At 54.7% G+C, this 20,314-nt stretch carries 23 protein-coding genes; 16 read left to right on the top strand and 7 right to left on the bottom strand.

Going from position 1 to position 20,314, the window contains the following annotated elements; genetic code table 11:
- Nucleotides 1-35: 35 nt before the first annotated feature.
- From OZ911_RS00050 to OZ911_RS00075, 6 genes are all read left to right on the top strand, one after another.
- The gene (locus OZ911_RS00050) at nt 36-878 is read left to right on the top strand and encodes a TIGR04255 family protein (protein WP_010951432.1); all 843 of its coding nucleotides are present in this window, start codon (nt 36-38) and stop codon (nt 876-878) included.
- On the top strand, nt 875-1,558 hold the full coding sequence (locus OZ911_RS00055; protein WP_230491486.1) for a transcriptional regulator: 684 nt from the start codon (nt 875-877) through the stop codon (nt 1,556-1,558). The genes OZ911_RS00050 and OZ911_RS00055 overlap by 4 nt, the downstream gene beginning before the upstream one ends.
- A gap of 2 nt (nt 1,559-1,560) precedes the next feature.
- Nucleotides 1,561-2,430, top strand: coding sequence for a hypothetical protein (locus tag OZ911_RS00060; RefSeq protein ID WP_023049366.1), 870 nt, complete (start codon nt 1,561-1,563; stop codon nt 2,428-2,430).
- A gap of 310 nt (nt 2,431-2,740) precedes the next feature.
- Nucleotides 2,741-3,664: a hypothetical protein gene (locus OZ911_RS00065; RefSeq protein WP_011953102.1), complete on the top strand. Its 924-nt coding sequence runs from the start codon at nt 2,741-2,743 to the stop codon at nt 3,662-3,664.
- Between the two features lie 205 nt (nt 3,665-3,869).
- Nucleotides 3,870-4,094 carry a hypothetical protein gene (locus OZ911_RS00070; protein ID WP_011953103.1) on the top strand — a complete coding sequence of 75 codons (225 nt, stop codon included), beginning with the start codon at nt 3,870-3,872 and terminating at the stop codon, nt 4,092-4,094.
- A gap of 14 nt (nt 4,095-4,108) precedes the next feature.
- Complete coding sequence (locus OZ911_RS00075) at nt 4,109-4,315, top strand: hypothetical protein (RefSeq protein WP_011953104.1); 207 nt, start codon at nt 4,109-4,111, stop codon at nt 4,313-4,315.
- A 143-nt stretch (nt 4,316-4,458) separates the two neighbouring features.
- Here OZ911_RS00075 and OZ911_RS00080 read toward each other — a convergent pair whose 3' ends face one another.
- The gene (locus OZ911_RS00080) at nt 4,459-4,587 is read right to left on the bottom strand and encodes a hypothetical protein (protein WP_003253468.1); all 129 of its coding nucleotides are present in this window, start codon (nt 4,585-4,587) and stop codon (nt 4,459-4,461) included.
- A 122-nt stretch (nt 4,588-4,709) separates the two neighbouring features.
- Nucleotides 4,710-6,407, bottom strand: a complete 1,698-nt coding sequence (locus OZ911_RS00085; protein WP_003298414.1) for a phosphoethanolamine transferase — start codon at nt 6,405-6,407, stop codon at nt 4,710-4,712.
- Nucleotides 6,408-6,897: 490 nt separating this feature from the next.
- On the opposite strand from OZ911_RS00085, the gene OZ911_RS00090 reads away from it, so the two are divergent.
- The 3 genes from OZ911_RS00090 to OZ911_RS00100 all read left to right on the top strand — a co-directional run bounded on the left by OZ911_RS00090 (nt 6,898) and on the right by OZ911_RS00100 (nt 8,704).
- Complete coding sequence (locus tag OZ911_RS00090) at nt 6,898-7,236, top strand: zinc ribbon domain-containing protein (protein ID WP_071890582.1); 339 nt, start codon at nt 6,898-6,900, stop codon at nt 7,234-7,236.
- 54 nt (nt 7,237-7,290) lie between these two features.
- Nucleotides 7,291-8,196 carry a cation diffusion facilitator family transporter gene (locus tag OZ911_RS00095; RefSeq protein ID WP_010951438.1) on the top strand — a complete coding sequence of 302 codons (906 nt, stop codon included), beginning with the start codon at nt 7,291-7,293 and terminating at the stop codon, nt 8,194-8,196.
- A gap of 157 nt (nt 8,197-8,353) precedes the next feature.
- Nucleotides 8,354-8,704, top strand: a complete 351-nt coding sequence (locus OZ911_RS00100; protein ID WP_011953105.1) for a DUF3147 family protein — start codon at nt 8,354-8,356, stop codon at nt 8,702-8,704.
- A gap of 32 nt (nt 8,705-8,736) precedes the next feature.
- Here the strand turns inward: OZ911_RS00100 and OZ911_RS00105 are convergent, their stop codons facing one another.
- On the bottom strand, nt 8,737-9,063 hold the full coding sequence (locus OZ911_RS00105) for a DUF2790 domain-containing protein (RefSeq protein ID WP_023049367.1): 327 nt from the start codon (nt 9,061-9,063) through the stop codon (nt 8,737-8,739).
- A gap of 689 nt (nt 9,064-9,752) precedes the next feature.
- Between OZ911_RS00105 and OZ911_RS00110 the strand changes: the two genes are divergently transcribed.
- Nucleotides 9,753-10,427 (top strand): heavy metal response regulator transcription factor, encoded by a 675-nt coding sequence (locus OZ911_RS00110; protein WP_003253457.1) that lies wholly within the window; start codon nt 9,753-9,755, stop codon nt 10,425-10,427.
- Nucleotides 10,424-11,842, top strand: a complete 1,419-nt coding sequence (locus tag OZ911_RS00115) for a heavy metal sensor histidine kinase (RefSeq protein WP_011953107.1) — start codon at nt 10,424-10,426, stop codon at nt 11,840-11,842. The genes OZ911_RS00110 and OZ911_RS00115 overlap by 4 nt, the downstream gene beginning before the upstream one ends.
- Nucleotides 11,843-11,899: 57 nt before the next feature.
- Here OZ911_RS00115 and OZ911_RS00120 read toward each other — a convergent pair whose 3' ends face one another.
- Nucleotides 11,900-12,487 (bottom strand): hypothetical protein, encoded by a 588-nt coding sequence (locus OZ911_RS00120; RefSeq protein WP_010951442.1) that lies wholly within the window; start codon nt 12,485-12,487, stop codon nt 11,900-11,902.
- 266 nt (nt 12,488-12,753) lie between these two features.
- Here OZ911_RS00120 and OZ911_RS00125 point away from each other — a divergent pair, with 266 nt between their 5' ends.
- Nucleotides 12,754-12,975, top strand: coding sequence for a hypothetical protein (locus OZ911_RS00125; RefSeq protein ID WP_010951443.1), 222 nt, complete (start codon nt 12,754-12,756; stop codon nt 12,973-12,975).
- 82 nt (nt 12,976-13,057) lie between these two features.
- On the opposite strand, the gene OZ911_RS00130 is transcribed toward OZ911_RS00125, so the two are convergent.
- From OZ911_RS00130 to OZ911_RS00140, 3 genes are read right to left on the bottom strand one after another with little or no spacing between them, the layout of a single operon-like run.
- Nucleotides 13,058-14,512 carry an ArnT family glycosyltransferase gene (locus OZ911_RS00130; RefSeq protein WP_268968539.1) on the bottom strand — a complete coding sequence of 485 codons (1,455 nt, stop codon included), beginning with the start codon at nt 14,510-14,512 and terminating at the stop codon, nt 13,058-13,060.
- Entirely contained in the window at nt 14,506-15,489 is a 984-nt protein-coding gene (locus tag OZ911_RS00135) for a glycosyltransferase family 2 protein (RefSeq protein ID WP_010951445.1), read from the bottom strand. The genes OZ911_RS00130 and OZ911_RS00135 overlap by 7 nt, the downstream gene beginning before the upstream one ends.
- The gene (locus tag OZ911_RS00140; protein ID WP_010951446.1) at nt 15,455-15,874 is read right to left on the bottom strand and encodes a GtrA family protein; all 420 of its coding nucleotides are present in this window, start codon (nt 15,872-15,874) and stop codon (nt 15,455-15,457) included. The genes OZ911_RS00135 and OZ911_RS00140 overlap by 35 nt, the downstream gene beginning before the upstream one ends.
- A 257-nt stretch (nt 15,875-16,131) precedes the next feature.
- On the opposite strand from OZ911_RS00140, the gene OZ911_RS00145 reads away from it, so the two are divergent.
- From OZ911_RS00145 to OZ911_RS00160, 4 genes are all read left to right on the top strand, one after another.
- Nucleotides 16,132-17,100 (top strand): LysR substrate-binding domain-containing protein, encoded by a 969-nt coding sequence (locus OZ911_RS00145; protein WP_011953108.1) that lies wholly within the window; start codon nt 16,132-16,134, stop codon nt 17,098-17,100.
- A gap of 210 nt (nt 17,101-17,310) precedes the next feature.
- The gene (locus OZ911_RS00150; RefSeq protein WP_009395904.1) at nt 17,311-18,618 is read left to right on the top strand and encodes an OprO/OprP family phosphate-selective porin; all 1,308 of its coding nucleotides are present in this window, start codon (nt 17,311-17,313) and stop codon (nt 18,616-18,618) included.
- A gap of 298 nt (nt 18,619-18,916) precedes the next feature.
- Nucleotides 18,917-19,942: a hypothetical protein gene (locus tag OZ911_RS00155; RefSeq protein ID WP_011953109.1), complete on the top strand. Its 1,026-nt coding sequence runs from the start codon at nt 18,917-18,919 to the stop codon at nt 19,940-19,942.
- A gap of 127 nt (nt 19,943-20,069) precedes the next feature.
- Nucleotides 20,070-20,294: a hypothetical protein gene (locus OZ911_RS00160; RefSeq protein WP_010951451.1), complete on the top strand. Its 225-nt coding sequence runs from the start codon at nt 20,070-20,072 to the stop codon at nt 20,292-20,294.
- The last annotated feature ends 20 nt before the right edge of the window (nt 20,295-20,314 follow it).

Consider the following 20,314-nt stretch of genomic DNA (forward strand, 5'->3'; position numbering starts at 1 on the left):
TCCGGTCCCTCGTTGGGCGCGGTGGAGGAGTTAACATGTCAGAACGCGAAGGGGTCTTAGCAAGGGCGCCGCTTATCTATGCGTTGAGCGTAATCAGATTTGCCCCGATTCTTAAGCTGCCAAAGCTGATCCCAGACATTCAGCACACGATCCGTCAGAGCCTCCCGGGCTTCTTCCAGATGGTCAAGGGCGTGCCGCCTGGGGTGATGCACAGCGGAGAACCGAATTCTTGGGCGTTCCTTAATCGGGATGCTGACTACGCGTGCGTGCTGGCCATGGATCACATGATCCTGCAAAGCACAAATTATCTTCATTTTGATAACCACTTAGCGCTTTTCCGTGAGTGCATTGAGGCGCTGGTAGGGCAAGCAGGTGCATTGGATATCACCGCTATCGGGATGCGGTACGTCGATAAAATTGAACCAGCTGAAGGTGAGACCCTAGCCGACTACCTTCCGGAAGCCATGCTCCCACTTAAATGCGATGAGCTAGCGGCGCATGGGAAAGTCCCCAAGGAGCAGCTTGGAATCTCTACTACCACCTACCATCTAGATCCGGAGTATCTGCACATCAGATGCTGGCGGCAGACTGGTATGTGGATACCGGAAGATTTGGTCGAGCCGGCCATGGTTTTCGAAATTGCTAAGCAATCGAGGAATTCATCCAAGCATGGTGCTCCTCTGCAAGGTGCATTTGTGCCTGTTAGCGAAAATGGTGCTCTTCTCGATACGGATGCGCATTGGCCGCTGCAGTTAGCCGAACGACTGGGAACCGAGGAGATCTGCACGAGACTCGACGGTTTGCATAAGACTGCTAACTTTGCTTTTAGGACAGTCGCGAAAGATCATGCCTTTGAGGTTTGGGGGAAGGCGAAATGACTACAGCAATGAATGGGCAATGGATTGATCCTACCGGGGCTGCTGTAAGCAGATCTTCTACTTGGGAAAACCCTGAAATTGCTCCGCGTGTAGGTAGCACGACAGCAAACCCTGTATTGGCGATTGCTTTCACAGCGATGCTGGCCGTTTCGGTAGTAGTCGCTCCTGGGACTGGCTCCCTGCCCTATCCACAACTTATCGGCTCAGCAGGCATGAGCTTTCATGGCGTGCATGCTGGTGCCTGGACCGAGGTGGACACCAGCCAGGATGCCAATGTTACCGAAGACGTAGCGCCGGCCTTAATCGAGGAGCTTAGGAGCGACTTCAAGTTGTCAGATAGCTCCATCGCGCAGATCTTCAACGTGTCTCGTCAGACCGTGTACAATTGGCGGACTGGAAAAACCGCCACGGGTTTTCCCGAGAGGCTTGCGGCTTTAACTGAGGCGTTGCGCCAAGTTAACGCCGAAGAAGCGCAGTATCTGCATCGGGTGCTTTTCTATCCAACCGCCGATGGCCGCCTGATTCAGGATGCGCTTTCGGATGAAGCGTGGAATCGAAATGGCGCTAAAGGTGTGTACGGAATGGTTGCGGAGTTGGCTGGCAAGGCGCAGCAGCTACGTGATAGGGACCTCAAAACCATCGCCAGGTTAGAAAAATCGGGCGGTTCGAATTTGGTTTGATTATGGCTGATACACCTGAGCAAGAGATCGTAAGTGCCATTAGCGCTGCTGGTTGGCTGCAAGGAGATACCGTCTCAGGTGACGCCTTGATTGAACACATATCCGAGGAGGTCCTGAAAGCCCAATTCGAGGGGGCGGCTCCAGCTTATTGGATGTTGGCCTCCCATTCCTGCACGGTGCATGCACGCAACCTTTGTGATGCGCCGTGGATAGAGTGGATTGCCGTTAAGGTAAAGAAAAAGGCCTTCGATAAGCAGCTGCACGCCCTCAATCCACGTACGCTGCACCTGCAGCACGCGGAAAAGCAGGTTATGGAGCTCAAGATTCACAAGCGTGTGTGGACCAAGAGAGCCGTGCTTCCGACGCTCCACCGAAATCCGGTAATCACGCTGAGCGAAGAAAACGGTCAGTATTTCTCATACTGGATGTCCCACCATTACAACCGTATTGCGATGCCGGACGAGTTGGTCAACCGCCTGAAGGCAGACCAAGGTGACGACGGCATGAAGGGCATCGCCGTGCTTGTCGACGATTTCCTCCATCAGAACAACCAATTTTTCGCTAGTGCTTGGGTTTCCTTCAACCCCAAGGGCGAGATTCGCGACCCGGCTGAGCCCTACGAGGTGGTGTTCCGGTTTTTGACCAAACGAGAGCACGCCAGGCGCGCAAATGAGCTGCACGACCAGCTGAATGAAGTGCTCGGGGTGGCCAGAAATCTCAACGATGGGCTGTACTTCGGTGGAGCAGACGTCACGGTGCTACAAGACTTTACCATGCTCGATGCGGAAGACTTCGTGCGGTACAACCTTCACGACTGGCTCAGTGTTGGGGATACCGATGAAGATGAAGAAGGTGCCGATGATGCTGACTGAGCTGCTATCGGCCTCCCCTTTAGGATCTGGGTTTGACCTTAGCTGACCGGCTGCTCTACAAACCAATTGATTTTCTCCGGAGCCGGTGTCACTGTCGCTCCAAGAATAGCCCCCACGCCTCGGGCAGGTCCCAGACCTGTACTGCGCATCAGGGGGTTAGTTGTTTCTAGGGCCCGCCCAGGTCGATCAGGCATGCTTTGGGCTGGCCTCAAACCAGTGGGTGACCACCAAAAGGGTCAGTTAGGCCTACTGCTGCCTATCCTCGCTCGTTACCATCCAGAAACCCTCTATTGATACGGTTTCAGCAAAGATGGATGTCTATAAGCTCCGCATCGAAGACACAGAAAGCAAGATCATCGACAAGGAAGGTTTCGAGGCCGAGACCTTCCGCAGAGATCCGTGGTACCAGCCTGGAAGTGCGGGCAAGCTAGCTCAGTTTGCTGTATGCCCGGCATGCGACAACCCTGTCCAGCTGGTTGGGCTGTATGAGCTACCGCCTAACGTGAAGAACCCATTCGGGAAACATGCTACTAAGAGCATTCGCGGCATCGCTCCATTTGATAGTGAGGCCCGTAACGATTGCCCGTACTTCAAGCCTCGCCAGCATAAGAAAACAGAACGAAAAACCAGGTTTGACGGCGTCCCGCGGAAGATTCTCAAGCTATTGATCGAACAGTTCGATCGCGTGGTTTACATCCTGGAGAAAGAGACCCAACTGGTCCTTTCCGAGAACGCGTTGAGAGGCATGCTGCAGCGTTACAAGGGAGAGCGTGGCTACCTCTATACCGGCGCGACGCTTCGCAATGTGCCATGGATCTTTGCTTACATGTCGGACGCCACCCGCCTGTTTGGCCAGAAGGTCAGTGGAAATGCTGAGCTGGTGAAAGCTATTGCCGCTGAGGTGCCGGGGGCGGAAATCAGCAGCACTGGTCGGCTGGAATCGAAGAAGGTGCCTGGTTCGAAGGCGGCATATTTTGATCTCAAAATGAGTTTCATCCGCCATCGAATCGTCAAAGACAGTGAAGCGTCTGGCTTGGTTGAAAGCATGGAGTTTGTAGTGTCACAGCCTCGCGGAGGTGAGCTTGAGCACATTCACAAGGAAGTCATCAAATTCGATTCGGCTTGGTTCGAATCTCTTATCCGGATGCCGGTTGATCATCCTTATCGCAGAATGGATAGAGTGAAGATGGCCCGGGAGGAACTGGGCGATCTGCTGGAGCTGACTCAGGCCTGAGGAGGCCTGCTGTAAACCACTTTTTTTCACTGTAAACCACAGTGGTTTACAGTGAAAAAAGTGGTTTACAACGTAGCTATGACACGCGCCCTGGCCACTCCCCAGGCCAGCGCGCTCCTCATTGGTTCGTTCAGCCGGACGTCGAACACCTGTGCTGCTCGGGGCCTTGCCACGCCGCGGTGTCCTATAATTCATCTTCAGCTGAATGGAGCAAAATGTTGTGAAGCGCACATTCATTGGAATGGTCGAGGCTGGTGAGCCACTGATGAGGCAAGCGCTTGAAGCTATCCGACAGGCCCACGAAGCGGAGGCTGCTGGATTGCCAGACCTTGAGGTACAGCGTCTTCACCTATTGGCAGATTCGCTCTATCAGGCGGTCATTGATTTTCAGCTCCTCAAAGCAGGTAAACCACCGTCGACTATCCAGTGAGGACCTGCCGCTACATGACGAAAAAGATACCAGCTCTTCTCCCCGACCACCCCATGTATACCGACGCAGTGGATGCGATGAAGCAATACCACGAGGCGCAGGCTTCTGGCTCATCTGCCGAAGAGGTTGAGCGCCTGCGTCAAATCGCAGAATCACAATTTCGGGCTGTCAGCGAGTATCAGCTCAACGCTCTGGGATATCAGTCTCGTCGTCCGCACTGAAGGGATAACCGATCCGGAGGTAGCTTCAGAATCCATCAAGCCAAGCGGAAGACTCACGACGCGGTCCGATTGATCAGCGAGACGGTCGGGAGGGTTTGCACACAGCCCCAAAAAAAAAGCAGCTCCCGAGAGCTGCTTTTTTCTTACTCCCCCTTTTTGTGCTTGTGGGGTTTCAGGTCCGGATGGTCCTTCTGCTTTTCAGGGGTGACTCGCTGCCTTTTGTCCGGAGTGCCATCTTCATTGGTGCGCTTTGGGCCTGGCTTGATGCTCATGCAAAACTTCCTTTTCCGCTTGGGTTGTTGAATGCAGCTATGTAATTAGTCCAGCTTCTCTCAGCTGTCAAAGCAGGCTGGTGCAGAACCGCCTGGCCGATGATCCGGTCCACATCGAACATTCAGAGGCCAGAATAAGAGCCTCCGACAAAGGGCTTACAAGGGGCAGTGAAATCCAGCGCTGAGCGATACGAAGACGTCTGGACGTTCATCATGCCGAGCACGGTGTGGAACAGGTTGTCGTGGCTCAGCGGTGACGTGGTTTGAGCTTTCAAACAACCCACGTTGACCTTTTCGCTCTTCGCGAGCGAGTCAGACATCCAAAGTACCAACGGCACCTTTGTTTGCTCGTCAGGAGCCATCGCGTAAGGCAGCCCGTGTAGATAGAGCCCACCCTCCCCCAGCGATTCGCCGTGGTCCGAAACGTACATCAGCGCAGTGTCGAACTTGGTGTTGGCCGCCAGGATATCGATGAGATTTGCAGTCACATAATCGGTGTAGAGGATTGAGTTGTCGTAGGCATTGACCACCTCCTCCTGCTTACATTTGTCGAGCTCGTTGGTCTCGCACACCGGTGCGAATTTCTTGAATTGCGAGGGGTAGCGCTTGTAGTAGGCCGGGCCGTGACTGCCTTTGTAGTGGAGCACCAGGACAGCATCGCCTTCCTGGCGCTTGATGAAGTCTTGCATCTCCGTGAGCAGCACCCCGTCCTTACACTCCTCGCTGGTGCACAGTTGGGAATCCGCGTGAGAGGCAGCCTTGTGGTTGGGAACCCTGTCGCAGACCCCTTTGCACCCCGAGTTGTTGTCAGTCCACATGACACTGATGCCAGCGCGTTGAAGCACGTCGAGCAGCCCTTCTCGGCTCTTGGCCAAGCCATCTTTGTACTGGGCCTTACCCACGTCCAGGAACATGCATGGCAGCGAGACCGCGGTAGCGGTACCGCAGGAGCTCACGTTCGTGAAGCTAATGACATTTCGCTTTTCTAGTTCCGGATTCGTTTCACGGGAGTAGCCGTTGAGGGAGAAGTTGGCGGAGCGAGCGGTCTCTCCTACTGCCAGTACCAGCAGCCTGGGTTTACGAGCCGCACCCTGTCGATTAACTACCGCATCAGTACCAATGGCCGTCAGCGTTTTAGGTGAGGCCAGCTGACGCTTCAGGTACCCATGGCCAGCCGCAAACAAGTTGGTAGGTACCAGAATCAGCCGGATCTCCCGATTGTTGCGCAGCAAGGAGGCATACGACTGGTACTGACTCAACGCGATGCCAGATAAGGTCAACAGAGCGAGCGACAGAGCAATGAACCTGCTGACCAAAGCTTTGGCCCAAGGCTTGCGCCGGAGGGGAACCCGGGCAATCAGGTAGACGGGCAACACCCCAACCATTGCGACCCAAAGACCGAGCTTCCAATTCAGCAGCTCGGTTGCCTCAGCGACGTCGGTCTCCACAACGTTGGTGAACATTGTGTAATCGATCACGATGCCGTAGGCATTCATGAAGTAACTCGCAAAAGACGCGCTGATCAGTACCAGGCACAGTATGGGTTTGGCCAGCCGCCCCCATGACAGCAAGCTCAGAACGGTAAACACCCATGCGAATACTATGACTGGGAGGCTAGCCGCTAGCTGCCAGTTCACTTCATCGGTTTTGAATACCAGCTTCCAGAGCACGTTCCAGAGCTCAGCGTTCGCGAATAGCAGTAACCAAAAAGTCACCAGGCCGATTAGCAAATTAGTACTGATGCCTTTCTGCCGCGCATTGCGAATAGCAAAGATCCATTTGCTTAACAGGGTGTGAACAATGGATTTGGAAGGTGTCATTATCAAACTCTGGAAGCTGCTTATCCATGGCGGTAGCTATGGAGTTAGCGGGAGCTACAAGGCAAACCGTCGACAGATGCTGAGCGATTGCGCAATGTGCGGAGCGTCAGAGGCCTTAGGCCCCTAGGCGTTGGGGACGCTTAGTATGTGTGAGGCATAGGGATAAAAAGAGAAATGAATCTCGCTGAGCGCATTATTTCCGGGACCTGATAACGACACGATGACCTCGGGATTACAATGCTGACAGAAATCCAATTACTGCTGTTTTGATTGTCATTGATCACGCTATGATCAAAATTAGGGGGATACTACCCACCAAAAGCAATGCTCCGCTCAGCTAGATAAATTTAATTTCACAAACAAAACGGTTTCGTTTTGTCGTAGGCTAATTTTGAACTTTCAATTCAACTTACAAGTCTTTCTCGCGAGCAGAATATTATTTTCAACTTTTGCTCGTTAATATGTCACCCATCAATGAGGGGCGAATACCATGAGCTTTTTCAAAAACATCCTGGGCGGGCACCATGGCCGTGGAAACCACGGTGGAGGCAAGCACCACAGCGGGGGACATGGGGCCGAGCAATATGATCGCCATGGCCGGCAGCAGGGCTGCGACGGCGGTAATCAGGTGTATGACGGCGGGCGCCCTCCCACTCCTGCCCCCATCAAAGATCTGCAGGGCTGCAGGCAGTGCCGGACGGCCAACGATCCGTCAGCACGCTTTTGTCTAAACTGCGGAACACCGCTATCGAGTGGTTGCACCGCCTGCGGCTCGCTGCTGAGTGCAGGAGCAAGATTTTGCAGTCACTGTGGCCAAGCGACGCTCTAAGGCTAGGTAGACAGGAAGGCCAACGAGACCACAACCCTGCGCAAGGAGAAATACGTGGGTTCAAATCATGACCATGGCAGCGCTGCAGTACGCGAGGGGCATCAGAAGAAGCTAATCATGGCGCTCGGCTTGACTGGCAGCTTCATGATTGCAGAAGTGATCGGTGCGTGGATTACCGGCAGCCTGGCGCTGCTGTCGGACGCATCTCACATGTTCACAGATACTGCCGCCTTGGCGATCTCACTGATTGCACTTCAGATAGCCAAGCGGCCGGCGGATCAGAAAAGAACCTTCGGCTATGCGCGCCTGGAAATTCTGGCTTCGACGTTCAACGCCGTGCTGCTCTTCCTGGTGGCGATGTACATCTTGTATGAGGCCTACCAGCGCTTCTTCATGCCGGCGGAGATCGCTACCGGAGCGATGATGTGGATCGCAATCGCCGGCCTGATCATCAACCTAATTTCGATGCGCCTTCTGGCATCTGCGAGCAACGAAAGCCTCAACGTCAAAGGAGCCTACCTCGAAGTTTGGAGCGACATGCTCGGCTCGCTTGGCGTAATCATCGCGGCACTTATCATCCGCTTCACCGGCTGGACCTGGGTCGACACGATTGTCGCTGTGGCGATCGGCCTTTGGGTTCTGCCGCGGACGTGGCAGTTGCTTCGCGAAAGCCTGGGGATCCTCATGGAGGGTGTCCCGAGGGGGCTCGACGTTACGGCAATCGAGGCCACCATCCTCGGAGTAGATGGCGTGACGGACGTTCATGACTTGCACGTGTGGGCTGTCAGCAGTGGCAGTAACGTGATGACGTCGCACGTAGTGGTTCGGGATTCTGCAGATGGGGATGCTGTGTTGGCGGCCGTCGTGGATGCTGTCAGCGATGCATTCGAAATCCATCACTGCACCATCCAGATCGAGCGGGCAGCTTTCCACGAGAGCGTTCCCTCACCCTCGCACTGACCGATCGGTAAACACCATGCAAACACATCACCCTCCTGGCTGAGGGTGATGTTGCAAAAAAAATGCGGTGAGGGATGCCGTAAACGGCAGGAGCGCTTCAAGGGGGTTGGTGAATGGCTTCGCCTGCCCTCGTCAACAACCTCCAGAAGGCTCAGCGATGGCCTGGATCATCACGAAGTACCTACTCACTGCCGGTATAGTGATTCTCGTGTCAGAGCTGGCGAAACGCAGCGACAAGCTGGGCGGCTTGGTCGCCGCCCTACCCTTGGTCACGGTCGTGACGTTGGTCTGGCTCTATTTAGAGAACCAGAGCATGGAGAAGATCTCCAACCATGCTTGGTACACGTTCTGGTACGTGCTTCCGACCCTACCGATGTTTATTGCTTTTCCATTGCTGCTACCTAAGCTCGGCTTTTGGCCGACACTGATCAGCAGCATCCTCATCACAATGGCCAGCTTCGGAGGCTTCGCCATACTGCTGCGCCGGTTCGGCATTGAGCTTCTATGATCCGGTGGCCGCAGGGATCATCTTGATGAGTCTTAACGGCTATTAACACACTCGCCCTTCACCAGGTAGCGAACCATGTGCAGTTCGCCTTTCGAGTCTTCGTAGGTCATCATGCTTCTTACATTACCGCAGTACCGCACACTGGGTGATACATACACCAACTTATCAACGTCCAGGTCCATGCCATAGGCGTAGTCTTCTAGTTGAGGCATGGGCTTTTTTACGCGTTGAGCATAATCCGCTGTAGCCTCTCTAGCAGTACGCTCGATGCGTTTATTGATCTCCATACCGCTTTGGGCATTGGCTGTTAGTGATGTAAAGAGCAAAAACACGGCGATCGCTGATACAGTAGTGTTCATAAGAAGTCCCTTAATAAAAAAGCGCCCGTAGGGGGGCGCTAAAATTCACCTACCAAAGGAGCGTATGGTTTACAGGTGAATGCACTGGCGCGAACAACTGCTCGGTGCTCTTGCCAAGCTGCTTTGAAATGAGACAATTTCCAAAGCAGCGATGCCTCTTCCGCTGCCCTTAAACTAGCAAAGGAGGCTAACACCAAGATGATCGGGCAATTACAATTTGGACATGTAATAGATTGTAAGATAATTATTCGAGAGAATATCGAGCCGCCACGTGAACTAATTTGCAGAAAGGCGCTGCGGTTTGCGGCCGTGCATGGGGTCTGCCTGCGTGGCGCCCTCGATCCAAGGCCAGTACCAGTCCTTGCAAGCTAACGACCGAAATGCTGCCTGTCCTGGCCGATTCCACCTGCCAGGCGAATCTGTCATACACCGCCGCAGGCCCCAGAATCCGCTATGCTTAGGGGTGGAGCCTGCATGACTGTCAGAAATCTTGCGGCTACATTACAAATTTGTAGGATTTCGCCGCGGCCAGCTTCTTCGCGTTAAGATTCAAGCGTCCTCAGGTGACCCGGCGTATGGACAGAGGTAGCGACTACCACATGCCATACCCTCAGCCAAACTTTCGAACAGCCTGCAACCATAATCTTGGCGGATTAGGCCAACTCCTTCCTCACACCTTGAGATAAGTTATGCGCGTTCTAGTTGTGGAAGACGAAATTAAAACTGCCGAATATCTTCAGCAGGGCCTATCCGAAAGCGGGTATGTCGTAGATATCGTGCACAACGGTGTAGATGCTCTGCACTTGTTCAACACTAATGTCTATTCGTTGGTCCTCCTGGACGTGAACCTCCCGGGTATCGACGGCTGGGACCTGCTGGAAACCATCCGTAAGACCAGCCGGGTCCGCATCATCATGCTGACCGCCCGCGGACGCATCAATGACAAGCTCAAGGGCTTGGACGGCGGCGCGGATGACTACCTTGTGAAGCCATTCGAATTCCCTGAGCTGCTTGCTCGCATCCGTTCGCTGCAACGCCGTGGTGATGAGTTAGTCGAGAAGAGCTCGCTGAAAATTGCCGATCTGGAACTCGACTCCGTCCGCCATCGCGTCTTCCGCGGTGGCACACGCATCGATCTCACCACCAAGGAATTTGCGCTTCTGCACCTGCTCATGAGCCGAACGGGCGAAGCGCTGACTCGCTCTCAGATCATCTCGTTGGTCTGGGATATGAATTTCGATTGCGACACCAATGTCATCGATGTAGCCATCCGGCGCTTGCGCTCGAAGATCGATGACCCGTTTGAAACCAAGCTCATTCACACGCTTCGTGGCGTTGGGTACGTTTTTGAGGAACGCGCATGAGGCCATTCAGCCTGGCTGCAAAGCTGGGGTTAAAAGTTGGGTTGATGAGCGCAGCGTTGCTGCTTCTGTTCGCCACCTTTGGCTATCTGATGGTAGGCAAGGCTCTGGAAAGAAATGCCAGAGCAGACCTGGAAGTAAAGATGGCGGGGATGGCTCACAACCTGTCCACCATCCCGGACATCTCCGGCGTCAACGCGGATGCGCATCAGCTTGTCGATTTGGTCATGGGCCACAACAACCTGTATGTGAGCATATTCGATACCTCACAGAATCAGACTCCCCTGCTCTCGATTGGCTCGAAACAGGTCAATCTGGAGGTGCACAAGTTTCAGCCGGCGGCCCAGCCCAAAGAGCACGAATGGCGTGATACGCAGGACCGTCCTCTGCTGAGTGCTTCTCGAATCATGCGTTTGGGCGATGGAACAGAGGTCAGCGTCTATATGACCATGGACCAGTCATCCAGTGAGGCGCTGCTCGATGCGTTGCTGACCTGGGCCTTGATGATGTCCCCCGTCATCCTCGCACTGATCTTGGCCATTGGCTGGTGGACTGTGCGCAGAGGCCTGCTACCACTGACCAAGTTCCTCAAGATCGCCTCGAAAATCTCAACCGAGAGCCTCGACCATCGCCTTCCAACTGATGGGATGCCGGCAGAACTCAAAATGCTCGCCGACGGCATCAACATCATGCTGGCTCGCCTGGATGATGGGGTTCAGCAGCTCTCGCAGTTTTCTGACGACCTTGCTCACGAACTTCGAGCACCGCTTTCCAACCTGATGGGCAAGGCCCAGGTTGCCTTGACCAGAGAACGATCGCTTTCCGAGTACCGGGAGGTTCTGGAGTCGTGCACAGAAGAGCTGGACCGCATGAGCCGCATGGTTTCCGACATGCTGTTCTTGGCCCAGGTCAGTCATCCAGCATCAATGGTGGAGTTCGAATCCGTCTCCTTGGTCGACGAGGTTCAGCGAGTGTGCGAGCTCTTCAGCATTTCAGCAGAAGAAGGCGAGATTCAGCTGCAGATCTCCGGCAGTGATGACGTGGTGCGCGGGAATCGCCTGATGGTTCAACGTGCCGTCTCGAATCTGGTCTCGAACGCGATCCGTTACTGCCCTCGCGGCCGCACGGTCTACGTTAAGGTGCAGCATAGTGCGAGCGGTACGACGTTGAGTGTCGGCAACCCCGGCCGTGGTATTGCCAAGGAACACCACGCGCACTTGTTTGAGCGGTTCTACCGTGTGGACAAGAGCCGAGCACGGAGCGAAGGCGGTACCGGTCTTGGCTTGGCCATTGTGCAGTCGATCATGAGTCTGCACCAGGGATCGGCGAGCGTGGAGGTGACCGAAGAAAACTTCACCTGGTTCCACCTTCACTTTCCGGAAGCCCAGCAAATGCAGCCGGCAATGACCGCCGCTTAAATTGCGCAGACACGATTAGGCCCGTCAATCGACGGGCCTTTTGTTTGCCTCAATGCATCAGTGCCGAAGGACCACAGGGTCCATGGGCGACCGCAGAATCACCGACTTAATAATCTTCTGTTCGTCAGGATTGGCGTTTTTCCACAGGTGTGAGAAGTACTGAGCATTCACTTTCTCTTGAGCACTTACGCTGCCGGCGGCATCGATCAGGCGCATGGTCGAGTAGACACAGATCAGCGCCAGAATGAAGAACGCCGTGGCGACCACCATCACATAACGCTTGGCCAGCACCGGTGCCCGCTTGAGCTCCTGGATAGAGGCGTCCGCCGCCTTTGTCGCTGCTGTAAGCTCCGAGATCAGTGGCTGGATGGCGGTGTCGACTCCGCGGCATGCAGCTGAATACGCTGATGCAGCGGCGCGCAAGGCAACCTCCTCCGCGTTCGACCAAGCCTTCTCCGCCTTTCGCACCTCCTCCTGAATCTGCCGGCCGACAGCGTCCACCTGCTCCACCAGTTCGTTCGACCTCTCCAGAACAGCGCTGGAGGTGCGCGTCTGCGAGGTCAGCTCATCGAGCTGGACAGTGAGTTTTTCAGTGCAGCGGCGAAAGTCACCGATAGCAACTGCCCAGGGCTCTATGTCATTCATGGCTATCTCCTAGGGCGGCCAACAACGCCGCGCTGAATTAACGCGCTAGATATCAAAATTGTAATTTAAGAGAAAATTCGAAGTCGCCCTCGACAGTGCCGAGATAGACATGATCCTTCCAGATTTGAAGATTTAACGCATCCTATCTGCAGCCAAAATTACGGAATTGTAATTATTGACTCACCTTGTCGTTAGCTTCGCGTTCCTAAACTACAAACCAACAAAGGCCGCTAATCAGGTTGGCCTAGTATGAACCGAGGTTCACAATGAAATTTGTCAAATCTATCGCTATTGGCAGCCTGCTGCTGGGTCTCATGGGTACCGCTTACGCTGAAGGCGGCTTCGAGCGAACGAAACAGTTCAACGAGAACTTCCGAACCGAACAGGCTCGCCTATGGAGCGATGACTCTTCGGACCAGAACAAACAACAAGTCGCTCAAGAGCAAAAGAAAGAAAGCAAGGATGGTAAGGAACAAGCCGACAATTAATCGGCGGTTAAATAGGACTTCAAATGACGAAAGAAATCGACAAAAAAGCCAGGGTAAAACCTGGCTTTTTTGTGCTTGGAATTTAGCCTTCGTTCTTGCGAGGCGTTTCCGCATTGCTTTCTCCGGCCAGACCCTCGGCACCTTGTGCGGGGCGTTTCCAATGGCACAGCAGGAGCTGGCTGGCGTTCGCTTCGGTGATCGATGTGCAAGCTAGATCAGCGGGCAGACCATCCTTGCTGTCTCGCAAGCGCCTGGACAGATAGAACGAGCCATCCCGCGGCCACTTGGCAGGATCCTTGATGTTCTCGGACTTCCCGCTGCTGTAAAACTCCGACGAGTATGAGCGGCGGCCAGGATAGATCAGGGGAGCGGAATGAGCAGACTGCACATTGAGCCAGGCTTGAACCACATCCCGCTGATTCTGAGGGCGCTCCTCTAGTACCCCGGCGTAGATGATGCCCGCACCGATGATTGGCAACACCAATGCGCTCGCAGCGGCAGCCCAGGTGGTCTTCGGGCTAACTTCGCTGACCCGTGCAGACAGCAGCAATGCCCACGCTGGCAGCGCGGGTAGCAGGTAGGTCCACAGAATGTTGCCTGCAAATGTGAAGAAGACCGGTGTCGCCAAGGCCCACAGCCAGAGGTAGGCTTGGAAGCGCTGCATCGATCCACGCTTGCGGATCAACAGTGGTAGAAACAAGGCCCATGGCAGTAGCGACAATCCGAGCTGGATCCAGATGCTGCCGTACGGCTTGGCATGAGCACTACCATAGAGGTCCCCTGCCCAGTTACTGACGACGTAGCGGCTCCAGTGCTCACCAACGAAGAAGTACTCCATGAAGCCGGGCGTTTTCATCTCGGCCGCGACATACCATGGCACGGATATACCGAACATGAGTACAAGGCCGCTAATCCAGGGAAGCCTCAGTACCCGTCCCCATTCCTTGTAGATAACGAACCAGGCGAATGCCGGCGCCCCCATAAGCACCAGGGTCAGCGGCCCTTTGGCAAGCAAGCCCAGCCCGAGACCTGCGAACATCAGGTAGGCATCCGCCTTGCTGGCGCACTTCATCCAACGCCAGAAACCGTAGCTGGCCAGCAGAATCGAGAACGACAAAACAGGGTCAGTCAGCACAACACCGCTGGAGACCAGGCCAAGTGTGGTGCTGGAAAAAATAATGGCAGCCCAGATGCCGGCGTTACGAGAAATCTGCTGCGTGCCGAGTTTGATGATGATGAAACAGCTTGCCAGGTGGAGTAGCCACGCTGGGAAGCGCGCAGCGAACTCGTTAACGCCGAAGACCGTCATGCTCGCGGCCTGGGTCCAGAAGGACAACGGAGGCTTGCCCCAGAACGGTACCCCGTAGTCGAACATGGGCGTGATCCAGTCATTCAACTCGACCATCTTGCGAGCCATTTCAGCGTAACGGGCCTCAGATGTGTCCATCAGCGGGTAGATGCCCAGCCCCACCAAACGCAATAGCAAAATCGAACCCAGGACCCACCACAGCGTCCTCTCGTTCTTCAGGTTCAGCATTTCTTACCCTCGATCGAAGCCATCGAAGGGTGGAGTGACACGGGATCTGCCTTGTTGCTGTGCTTCAGGAAATAGAGAGGCCGGCGCTTCACTTCCGCGAGTGTCACGCCCAGGTACTCCCCCACCATGGCGACACCGACGCACATGAATGAAGCCATTCCGACGATCAGGTGATGGATGTCGAAACTGCCTGCCACAAGCGACGCAAGCATGTAGCAGATGCTGGAGACGAAAAGACCGAAACTGATGAGGCTGAAAATGCGCAGTGGTTTGCGAGAGAAGCTGACGATGCTCTCGATGGCCAGATTGAACAGGCCAGCTGCATTCCATTTGGTGCTCCCGGCATGGCGAACAGTGCGATTGTAGGGCAGTTCGATGGTACGAAAGCCTACCCAGCCGATCATGCCTTTGAGAATCCTGGAGCGTTCATCCAGGGCCCGCAGGGCTGCCAGCGGCGCAGGCCCAATCAATCGGAAATCGCTGACATCGGCCGGCATGTCCACCTTCTCCACCAGGCGCTGCATGACCCAGTAGTAAGCCCGGGCACTCATGCGCTTGAACCACGAATCACCGATTCTCAGGTTGCGCTGCATGTTCACCACGTCGTAGCCGCGTTGCCAGTAGTCCACCATGGCCGCGATGAGCTCTGGTGGATCCTGCAGGTCGACATCAATGAAGATCAGCGCACTGCCACGGGCATGGTCTATCCCGGCGCTCAGTGCAGCCTCTTTGCCGAAGTTGCGACTCAGGGACAGGCAACGTACAGATGACCCATCCTGATAGTGGCGAAGAATGTCGGCCGTCCGGTCATTACTGCCGTCGTCGACATAGAGGATTTCGCAGGAGACGGGTAAGCGCTTCACCACGCGGGTGATTCGCTGGTGGAACTCGGGGATGGTTTCCTCTTCCTGGAAGCAAGGGACCACGATGGTTAACAAGGGATCAGGGCGCTCGGGAAAGCGATGTAATGTCTGCATGATTGAATGTCCAAAAACGATGTGCAATGAATCCAAGTGCAGTGAGGCTTAAGGTCACTACGACTTGGGAGATGAGCGGTGACAGATTCGACTTGATGAGGAACCACATACCCACGCCATTGCCGAAGTTTGTGGTTAACGCGACCAGTGCAAACCTGACAGGCTGAAACTTACGAGAGCCATCTGCCACAAAACAGAGCGCCCTATTTCCAATGAAGCTCGCGATTGCGCCAACCATGCCGCCACAGATACTGGCCAGTAACGGAGTAACGAATTCTGTCGTAACCAGCAATAGGAACACCGCATAATGGACTCCCGTTGCTATGAAGCCGATCCCCAGATAACGAATCAGTAAGGTAGTAAGAGGTGGGGTTTGATTTTCCATGCCCAAAGCCTATGGAGGCAAAGGTGAAAAAATAGTGAACTAAATGTAAATGCGTAATTAGCCGAATCTATATATGGTAAGTAACAAGTCGGCGCACTAGGCTAGCACGCTACAATATCAGAGGGATTGCCTGAAAATTACGCTTTCGAAATAAAAGCCTTCCGATAACGCATGCATGACCCGTGGATTACAATGTTGACAAGATAAGGAAACACCGGGTGGCATTGAGATAGATTCCCCGAATTAAGGGGGACCTAATGGTTACACAAAATGAAACATATACAAGCAGCGTTGTTCCTTACAGCCCTGACATATTGGATGATTTGCCAATTGATGATCAGCTGGCCGTAGAGTTTTTCGCAACAGCACGTTGTGCCAGTTTCAAACAGGCTGCCCGAGGGCTCAATGTGCCAGTGGTAGGCCTGCGGAAACGCTTGGAGAAACTGGAAGAGCACATTGGTGCTCCCGTGTTTGTCTACAAACACAACAAGCTTGCCCTGACCCGCACAGGCGAGAGGGTCAGCCATTACCTGTGCCAGCTCTTCGGCCCAGACGGCCTTGGCAAGTCCGGTGAAAAGGAAGTCCCCAGGCTTACCATCGCGATCACAGAGCCAGTGCTGAACGACATCGTAAACCGCGATCTAGTCGCCTACGTGCGTGATCATGCCGAAATGCAGCTGGAAATCCATTCAGAATGCACAACGCAGATGCTTTCTGAGTGTGAAGTCGATGTGGGTATCGCTTTGGTGAGCCCAGATGATAAAGGCGCGCTTGATCGCCATCCTACGTATAGGTTTGAAAGGCTTGGCCGGATTGGGCACGCCCTGTTCATTTCCAGCCGCTATTCAAGAAGCGTCACCCTTCCAGTGGAGAGCTTGGATTTGCACAACTTCATGCTCGTTGTCCCTTGGGATGAAGAGATCTTGGCGGGCTCACGAAAGTGGGCATCGATAATGGCTGAGCATCAGGGCGGTACCACTCGGGTCAAGAGCTACAACCTATCACGAGGCCTTGTCGTTGGCGGTGCGTGTATTGGAGTGCTGCCCGACTACAGCCGAAAACTGGAGAGAAATATCCTACCCGTGCCGGGTTTCCTGGACGACCTGGAGGAGAAAGATGTCTATCTTGTTATCAAAACGAAGCTTGTCCGCAATCCGCAGGTTTTGGAAATTCGAAGATTGATCAAGAAGAGCTTCTTTGATAAGAAGGACTGGCTTGTTCGGTAACAGTTTTGTTAGGTTTCAAACTCCTCCGTTAACACTACAGAAACACAACTGTCATATTCGCTTGCAACCTAGTCAGAGTGCTTAGAACAAAGGCATCTTGTTACAGCGGGTGACAACCGTGGCCTGCTCCCATCTGCAAGATAAATTTAGGCCGGCGCAGGGCGAAATATAACGTCGGTAGCTAAGCACTTAACATACGAGAGGCAAGCAATGATCCGTTCTTCGAACATGCGGGAAAAGCTGTTGGCTGCCGCAATAATAGGCACATTTTCCTCGCAAGCATTCTCCGGAACAGTAACCACTGACGGAGCTGACATCGTTCTGAAGACCAAGGGCGGTCTTGAAGTATCGACTTCTGACAAGGAATTCAGTTTCAAACTGGGCGGCCGAGTTCAGGCCGACTACGGCCGTTTCGATGGTGTCTTCACCAAGAATGGCGATACCGCTGACGCAGGCTACTTCCGTCGCGCCTACCTTGAGCTCGGTGGCGTGCTGTACCGCGACTGGAAGTATCAGCTCAACTACGACCTTTCCCGCAACACGGGCAACGACTCCGACGGCTACTTCGACGAAGCCAGCCTGACCTACACGGGTTTCAAGCCGGTGCAACTGCGCTTTGGCCGTTTCTACACCGACTTCGGTCTTGAGAAAGCCACCAGTTCGAAGTGGACCACCGCCATGGAGCGGAACCTCTCGTACGACCTGGCGGACTGGATCAACGACAACGCCGGCATGGGTGTTCAAGCCACCAGCACCATCGCTGACATGGCTTATGTTTCCGGTAGCGTTTTCAGCGAAACCAATAACAACTCGGATGGCGACAGCACCAAGCGCTACAACGTACGTGGCGTGTTCGCACCGCTGCACAGTGATGGCAACGTCCTGCACGTCGGTGCTCAGTACGCTTACCGCGACCTCAAAAACAGTGCGGTCGATACCCGGATTCGTTCGCGTCTGGGCGTCCGCGGTGTAGATACCAATGGCGGCGGCGATGCCGGCACCAACGGCAACCGCATGCTGTTTGGCGGTGCTGCTGCACAAGATGGCCTGTGGAAGGACGACTCGGTCTGGGGTCTCGAAGGTGCCTGGGCCACCGGCCCGTTCTCGGTTCAAGCGGAATACCTTCGCCGCAAGCTGAAAGCTGACCAGGCCAACAACGACATGAAGGCCTCCGGTTACTACGCCCAGATGGCTTACACCCTGACCGGCGAGCCGCGTATCTACAAGCTCGATGGTGCCAAGTTCGACACTATCAAACCAGAGAACAAGGAACTGGGGGCCTGGGAAGTCTTCTACCGCTTTGACGATATCAAGGTCGAAGACGGCAACCTGGTCACCGCGGCGGACCAATCGAACGAGCGCAAGGCCAAGAGCCACACGGTGGGTGTGAACTGGTACGTCAACGAGGCGGTGAAAGTCAGTGCCAACTACATCAACGTGCGCACCGACAACAACGAGAACACCGTGGGCGACGACAGCGGCAATGCCATCGTGACCCGCCTGCAATACGTCTTCTGATCCCTCTCATCAGTCTGACGTGAGAAAGCCGGAAGCGCTCAACGTGCTTCCGGCTTTCCTGTTTCTGGAGGTGATCAAGCATGGAGCGCCCTCCTCCTACCTGCTTTCGCTTACCGATGACCGCTCTTGCCAAAGCTCGGCGAATCTGATGTGATTGCCGCGTCGGGCTTTGCATGGTGGCCGTGCAAGCAAATCAAACCTGACTCCTATTCATGATTGAACCTGATTCGACGTCCAGCTTCGCGTCTAACGGCCCTACAAGCGCAGCTACCCCAACGTCGCTCATTAGGGGATAGTCATGTCTGCAAAAAAGCTGCTTCAACCTCTCGCTGCTCAGCTGCACGCCTCGTTCTCGGCTTCTGGCCGCCCGTACTCTCATCTGCACCTCCACCAGCTGTTCCACGCGGCCATCGGCTCCGTTGCACCGCAAGTTGCCATCCAAGACAAGCTGCCAATTCAGGTCTGTCGTGACAACGAGACACGGCAGTACAACCTCTACGCGGCGGTCGAGCGGGCGAAAACGTGCTTAGGATTGACCGATCTTCAAGCAGTCGGTGTGGCTGAAGAAGTCATTGAGGTGCTACGAACTGCGGGAATCGGCGTGAACCAGGTTCGCCTGCTCCTTGACCCCTCCTTCAGCTCGAAGACTCGCAAAAAGGCCTTCAAGGCTCTCTGCAAGAACCTGGATCTGAACGAGCTAGGCGATCGCTTCGTCCCCAAGACTGCCACGTTGGCCATCGCTGCTGGTATTGCGCCGCCTCCCAAAATGTCGTGGAAGGATCGCTTCGCCCTGGCTGCAAATTCCCCCATGCGGGGGCCAAGCGAGCTCATCAGCATGGTCAACCGGGATGAGTGTTATCTGTGGGTATTCCCACCGACTGACCATCATGCGACGGCTCCAGCGACGCATGACCGTTTCTTTGGTGAAAAGACCCACCCGAGCGCAGAAATGGGCATGGGGTTCAGCATCATCGATTCCGGCTGGACCCGCCCCAAGTACCCGCTATCCAGGCAGTCACAAGAGACCTTCATCCAGTATTCGCTTTCTGCGCCGATGTGGTCCTGGCGCGCACAAAGTGACACCTGGCGCCTGGGAAACATCCTGCGTTCAAGAATCCTTGACGGGGCTCCTTGGCATAACGAGCCTCTGAGTGACGTGCTTCCGAGCGGCCTTAAATCCCTGCCCCGGATCTATGGGTGCGAAACCTGCCGAACGCTGTTCATTGAGAATCACAGCGACTACCCGGATGTACCCACTCAGTGCCAATGCGGTGAGGCGAGCAGCACGGGTGACCAAAACGAGTCATCTGCTCTCAATAGCTGATTTTCCTTACGGTGGCGGGCTGAGCCCCCCGTTAGGGATTGGCTATGGGAGCGGGATTCGCTCACCCCAAACCTGAAGGCGCCGCCACCTAACCGAGCGATATGAGCTGAATGCTCGCGGAGTAGATATGCAAAAGAGTAAAAACAAACAGGACACCCTGGCGGCGATCAATGCGCTTGTCGAGATTGCGTATGATCAGGGATTTGCGGACGGACACGGAGTCGGCAATCAAGTCGGTTTCGTAGCCGGTGTCATGAGCCTCAAAGCTGCATTGGCCTGCGGCTTACGGCATGGCTCACCTGAGTGCGGAAAGGCCCTTGAAAGCCTCAAGCGCATCGGGATCGACGAGTGAGAGAAAAGTACGGGTCGTGC

Source organism: Pseudomonas fortuita (assembly GCF_026898135.2).
GTDB lineage: Bacteria > Pseudomonadota > Gammaproteobacteria > Pseudomonadales > Pseudomonadaceae > Aquipseudomonas > Aquipseudomonas fortuita.